This window comes from Bacillota bacterium, assembly GCA_009711825.1.
Classification (GTDB): domain Bacteria; phylum Bacillota; class Proteinivoracia; order UBA4975; family VEMY01; genus VEMY01.
Genome location: VEMY01000001.1, coordinates 204,478 through 210,572 on the forward strand (window position 1 = coordinate 204,478; position 6,095 = coordinate 210,572).

The window sequence follows — 6,095 nt, forward strand, 5'->3', positions numbered from 1 at the left end:
TGCGTGTTGAATAAGAATAGCAGGAGGTGCCTGTAAGGATGGTAGATAAATTTAACCGGCAGATGTACCTGCTATTCACTTTAGCTGAGCTGCGCCGGGGGCGGACGGCCGAAGATTTACAACAGGATTTAGAGACCGTTCTGGGTGTTTCGGTTAGTGTGCGCACAATATATCGGGATATTAATGAGCTATCACTTACTTTTCCCATTACCGAAGAGGTCAGGAACGGAAAAGCATACTATTTCATGCTGGATAGATTCCGTTTAGATGATGTCCAGTTTACCTTTAAAGAACTGATTGCGCTGATGCTTTTACAAAGCATGCTGGATAATCTGGGCAGCGATCCAGTAATTGAAGCCGGCAAACAGCTTACTGAGCGCTTTATTGCCAAACTCACTCCATCCCAACAGCAATTCTTAAAAGGGTTGTATGATTATTTCCGGGTAGAGATGCCTGGCAATTGGGGCAATAAATCCGATTTGCTTCAACTGTTTTTTGAAGCAGCATTTGGCCAGCAAGAGGTGGAGATTGAGTACTATTCATTTCACAGCGACGAGGTAATGACGAGGATAATCCATCCATATACAATATATTATCGTCAACAGTACTATATCGTCGCGTGGTGCACAGAACGCAAGGAAATCAGAGAGTTTCGTCTTGACCGGGTCCAAGCCGCTAGAGTGCTGGATAGCGGCTTTACTCCTGACCCCGGGTTTGATTATGAGTCTTATAGTAAGAACTGCTGGGAAGCGCTTAAAGGTAAGGCAAGCTATGACGTTGTCTTGCGTTTTTCGCCGGAGTACAGTCGCTTTATTCGCGAATACCATGGTCTGCGGGCCGATAGTCTCTGTGATCTTCCCGATGGACGCTTGGAATTCCGTAAAGCGGTGAGCATGCTGGATGAGATTCTCCCATGGGTCATCAGTCACGGTCCTGAGGTAGAGGTGGTAGCTCCCCCTGAGTTGCGGGAGCAGGTCGTGGATACCGTTACACGACATGCCCGCCAGCTCGGCTTGCTTTAACAACCAGTACAAATGCCCCTTTGTCTGCGTATACTGATACATCAGGCAAAGGAGCTGATTAGCTGTGAAGGTAAAATGCCCAATTGTCCTTAGCACCATTAACCTCCTCAGGTTAATCAAGGGGATAATGGCAAAAATAGCATTTGGGATTTGTTCGTTAATGGTTGAATTGCCTGTGTGGAAGCGCCGGTCTGTCCGGCAGCCAAGTTGGACGCCGTGCCCCTTGGTTTTCAATGAGCAGTCCCATTTTCCACGGATAATAGATGGCGCTTTGCTGGTGGAGCAACCTTGTGGGGAGTCAAATAAAAAAACCGGGCCTAACATACTAAATCGTTTGCCCAATCGCAGAGTATTGCGCATGTACCACGAGCCCAAGCGGGCAGGCAGAAATAATTCATAGCAAGGGGGGCCAAGAAGTGCCTAAGTTGACCTACCTGGGGCATTCCTGCTTTATGCTTACCCATGAACGGGAAAGTCTGATTTTTGATCCTTACATCAATGGTAATCCCGGGGCCGGTGATCTTGACCCGGAATCAATAGTGGTTGATTATGTTTTGGTCAGCCATGGCCATGCTGATCATTTGGGAGACGCTGTCGATATTTGCGTACGGAATAATGCAATTTTGATCTCCACCTTTGAAATCGGGAATTTGTGCCGCGGCCAGGGCGTATCCCGGTTCCATACCGGACATATTGGGGGGCGGGCCAATTTCCCCTTTGGATACCTGCGGTTTACGCCTGCGCTTCACGGCGCCGGTGTTGCCGGCGGGGCTGCATGCGGCTTCTACCTTAACTTTCATCAGGTTGGGATTTATTTTGCTGGCGATACAGGCTTGTTTAGCGATATGCGGTTGTTGGGCGACCTGGAGCAAATTGACTATGCCCTCCTGCCAATCGGCGATAATTACACCATGGGACCGTCAGACGCTGCCTTGGCGGTAGAAATGCTGCGTCCCAAGGTGGTTGTGCCTATGCACTACAATACTTTTGAGCAAATTCGTCAGGATCCGTTCCTATTCAAAAACAATGTGGAAGCCAAGAACCTGGCACAGGTAGAAGTGATGGATTCGGGGCAGGAGTTGGAATTGTCGACTCCTTAAGCAAAAAACCCCGTCAAGGGGTTTTTGATTTTAACCTTTTCAGTACACCGAACGCCGGTTCAACTAACTCGCCCAGGGTCGGCATCGGTCTTGTTTCGCATCGGGCGGCAGATATTATGGCCCAAATTAATAAATATGCGCAAAATGACCAGAGCACTATACCCAGCGCCGGTCCAAAAACAGGCAGCAGGGCAAGAGGCGCGGTACAAACAACGATTGCCCAAAGCAGAAAAGCTTGTTTCGCATGGAACTTTACCAGGGAGCCTTTGTTTTTTTGTAACAGGGTCAGAACAAACATAGGCGGGATATAGCTAAGCAAGGCCCAAATTTTCGACTTCAGGTTAGTATCCATAAAATCACCCCGGGAATTTTCTTCTATCATAAAGGCAACTTTTGGTTTCGTCAATTCTCTGGTGAATTTTCCTGTTATTCCGGGGTCATCATATACTGTTAGAAAGGATTGAAGGGGATACCCGCTATGAGTATAAAACAAGATCTCGAATCCATAACCGACGCCAATTCCGTATACACCGATTTTCCGATGGAGCAGGCCACGTCATTTAAGGTCGGCGGACCGGCCGATTACTACGTATTGCCCCGGGATTACAGTCAGGTCAGCCAGGTAATAACTTATTGCAATGAACATAATTTAGATCTGTATGTGATTGGCAAGGGTACCAACTTATTGATCAGTGATCGTGGCCTCAGGGGAGTGGTCATGCGGCTTGACGAAAATATGTCCGAAATCAGGGTGGCAGATACTACGATAATTGCCCAGGCCGGCGCTTCTCTGCCCCGGGTAAGTAAAATTGCCCAGGCAAACGGCTTAAGCGGGCTGGAATTTGCTGCCGGCATTCCCGGCACTGTTGGTGGGGCTGTTGTAATGAATGCCGGCGCTTACGGCAACGAGATGAAGGATGTGCTCACCCGAGTGTTGGCGGTTACACCGCAAGGACAACTTGTTCAGTATCAGGCGTCTGAGCTGGAATTAGATTACCGGTCCAGTATTTTCCAGAGCAACGGCAATGTGGTCTTGGAAGCGGAGATAGAGCTAACTGAAAAAGACCGGGAGGATATCCGGGAATATATGAACGAGCTCACCCGCCGTCGCCGGGAAAAACAACCGTTGGATAAGGCCAGCGCTGGCAGTACTTTTAAACGCCCCCCCCGACATTATGCCGGAAAATTAATTGAAGAATGCAACCTACGCGGTGTGCGCCAGGGAGGGGCGATGGTTTCGGAAAAACATTGCGGCTTTGTGGTCAATGATAACAAGGCCACCGCCCAGGAAATTTACAATCTTATACACCGGGTTCGGGCTTCGGTTTTAGAGCGCCACAATGTGGAGTTGCAGCCGGAAGTCAAAATCTGGGGGGAGTTTGATAGTCCGGAGAGTTGAGAGGTGGAGAGCGTGGAAATATTTCTTGAAATTCTCACCCAATATCGGGGCGGGCGCATTTTGGTGCTTTGTCACGATGATGCCGACAATGATGCTTTAGGCGCGGCCTATGCAGTGGTCGGCCTAGTTGACGGGGTTTTGGCTGTTCCGGCTCGGGTCAGCGAACACGCCCGGGAGCTGAAACGCAAGTTGAATATAAACATTATCTACGGTCCCAATCCGGACGAGTTCGATTTGACTATACTCGTGGACACCGCTGATGCCCAGCAACTTCCCGATTGTGTCCCCCGAGAATATCTGCTGATTGACCACCATCGGGACAACAAGCTGGTGGATGGTGCGAGGGCTTCTATTTATAAGACGGTGGATTCCACTTGTCAGCTAGTCTGGGAATTGTTTCAGGCCCTGGACCGCCGTCCCGATTCCAATACCGCACTGGCCCTGGCGGCAGGAATAATGGGCGACACCCGATACCTGGCGACTGCAGCCAACGCGACTATAATTCAGTTGGCGGAAATCATGGAAGCAGGCGGCGTCACATATGGTGATCTCCTGAAACTGCAGCGTGTAACCAGCAGAATTGATCGGGAGGTACGATTACAGGCTGCACTTTCTGCCGACCTCTACCAGGTTGGCGACTGCCTGGTTGTGGTAAACAGTGTTGAGCGCAACTATGTCTATTATGTGGCAATGATGCTCTTGGAGCTGGGCGCCGATATTGCCTTGGTTGGTTACCAGCAAGGCGCTGATTGTTATGTCCGCTTGGCAAAAAGTCCGGCGACCGCCCACTGTCTTAACCTCTATACAGTGCTGTCCGGCGCAGTAACAGGCATGAAAACCCACAATTTGTGGGGAAACGCTGATTTTGCCGGCTTTAATGGGCAGGCCGAGGTAGGGGCTGTGGCTAAAGCGGTCATTGCTCAACTGAAAAAGGTCCAGGAAAACCTGGGATTATGTCAATGTTCCGAGCACACTAATTCGTGAAAAGGCGGCGCTCATGCCGCCTCTTTTTATGTCTGATGTCCTAGCAGGGTTCGACAATTTGTCTGTCGAATTAACTCTTGACTGCAGTCAAAAGATCGGGGGAATAGAAGGATGTTCGTTGGCATTGACTTGGGAGGAACCAATATCGCCGGGGGATTGGTGAACGGGAATGGCAAATTGCTAGAAAAAATTGAAACCCCTACCTTAAGTGAGCGGGGCAGTGCTCTTGTAATCGCTGATATCGTTAAATTGTGCAAAAAACTGGCGTCCAGGGAGCAGGTGCGTGCAGTAGGGATTGGCTTTCCCGGATTTGTGGACTCCCGGGGACAGGTTCTGTTCGCCCCTAATCTCGGCTGGCAAGATGTGTTGTTAACACCGGCGCTTGAGTCCCAATTGGGACTACCTGTGCGGGTGGCCAATGATGCCAGTGTTGCGGCATTGGCGGAAGCCCGGGCCGGAGTGACCAGTGAGTTTGCCAGTTCATTATTTCTGACACTGGGCACCGGTGTCGGTGGCGGCATCGTCATCGATGGCAAGTTGTGGAATGGAAGCCGTGGAGCTGCAGGTGAGGTTGGGCATATGGTCGTTGGTGAAAGCCTCCATAATTGTGGCTGTGGCAAAAATGGCTGTCTGGAAGCCTTCGCATCTGCGACGGCATTGGTGCAATATGCAGCGCACCTTATGGAAAATAGGCCCAGTGTATTGCCGGCTAACCCCGATGCCCGGGCTGTTTTTGCAGCGGCCAGGCAGGGGGATGAAGTGGCGTCAATGGCGGTAGAGCGCCTGATTCATTATCTGGCTCTGGGGATAGTCAATCTGATTAATATTTTTGATCCGGATGCTGTGGCCATCGGCGGCGGTCTTGCCCGCGCCGGCGAGCAGCTGTTTACGCCATTGAGGAAGGCGATAGCCGGCAATTTGCTGGTGCCTGATTTGGCGATGCCGCCCATTTTGCTAGCCCGTATGGGAAATGACGCCGGCATAGTCGGCGCGGCAATGCTTGGTGCAGATACTGTATAGCAGGTTGGCGTTAAAAACGAAGAAAATGAAAAACAGGCCTTTCGGCCTGTTCCTTAACTCTGTGCCTGCTTCTTGCGATGATAAACAATCATCCCCAGGTTGACAATTGAGGCCAGCATCAGAAATCCGATAATCGGAAGATAGACGCGGAAATTGCGAGCGCTTAACTCAGTAGCGCTAAGAAACCCGGGAACCATCAACAGCAGAATTGGCAGAAGTGCAAAAAGTTTGCTCACTTCAGCCCCTCCCTTCTGTGTAAAAAATCACAATACTTTGCTAAAAAATAGAATAACGAGTATGTATAAAGTAGTTATCAGCTTAAGAACTCAAAAGAAAACTATCACATTCACTATCCGTATTCATTATAGCATGTTTGTGGAAATGGCGCTACCGTTATTCGAAAAGTTTTGACTGCATATTGACAAATAAACCAGGGAGCCCCACGCTAGTTTAACAGCACCGCTGGGAAAAGGATACCGTAATCCCTTGTGGCATAAAGCTTCAAGGGTATATTTTTTTGTTTTTCTTTACTTATTTATGTGGCATAACATGGCACAATGTGGTATAATG

The 6,095-nt window shown here is 49.6% G+C and carries 6 protein-coding genes; 5 read left to right on the forward strand and 1 reads right to left on the reverse strand.

Annotated elements, in window-relative coordinates; translation table 11 throughout:
* The first annotated feature begins 38 nt into the window (after nucleotides 1-38).
* The 5 genes from FH749_01145 (at nucleotide 39) to FH749_01165 (ending at nucleotide 5,525) form a co-directional block, all read left to right on the forward strand.
* Nucleotides 39-1,022: a WYL domain-containing transcriptional regulator gene (locus FH749_01145; protein ID MTI94084.1), complete on the forward strand. Its 984-nt coding sequence runs from the start codon at nucleotides 39-41 to the stop codon at nucleotides 1,020-1,022.
* A gap of 416 nt (nucleotides 1,023-1,438) precedes the next feature.
* Nucleotides 1,439-2,122: a metal-dependent hydrolase gene (locus FH749_01150; protein ID MTI94085.1), complete on the forward strand. Its 684-nt coding sequence runs from the start codon at nucleotides 1,439-1,441 to the stop codon at nucleotides 2,120-2,122.
* A gap of 478 nt (nucleotides 2,123-2,600) precedes the next feature.
* Complete coding sequence (gene murB / locus FH749_01155) at nucleotides 2,601-3,521, forward strand: UDP-N-acetylmuramate dehydrogenase (GenBank protein ID MTI94086.1); 921 nt, start codon at nucleotides 2,601-2,603, stop codon at nucleotides 3,519-3,521.
* A 3-nt stretch (nucleotides 3,522-3,524) separates the two neighbouring features.
* Entirely contained in the window at nucleotides 3,525-4,505 is a 981-nt protein-coding gene (locus FH749_01160) for a hypothetical protein (protein ID MTI94087.1), read from the forward strand.
* 111 nt (nucleotides 4,506-4,616) lie between these two features.
* A complete protein-coding gene (locus FH749_01165; protein ID MTI94088.1) occupies nucleotides 4,617-5,525 on the forward strand; it encodes an ROK family protein in 909 nt (302 codons plus the stop codon).
* A gap of 53 nt (nucleotides 5,526-5,578) precedes the next feature.
* Here FH749_01165 and FH749_01170 read toward each other — a convergent pair whose 3' ends face one another.
* Complete coding sequence (locus FH749_01170; protein MTI94089.1) at nucleotides 5,579-5,761, reverse strand: hypothetical protein; 183 nt, start codon at nucleotides 5,759-5,761, stop codon at nucleotides 5,579-5,581.
* Between the last annotated feature and the right edge of the window lie 334 nt (nucleotides 5,762-6,095).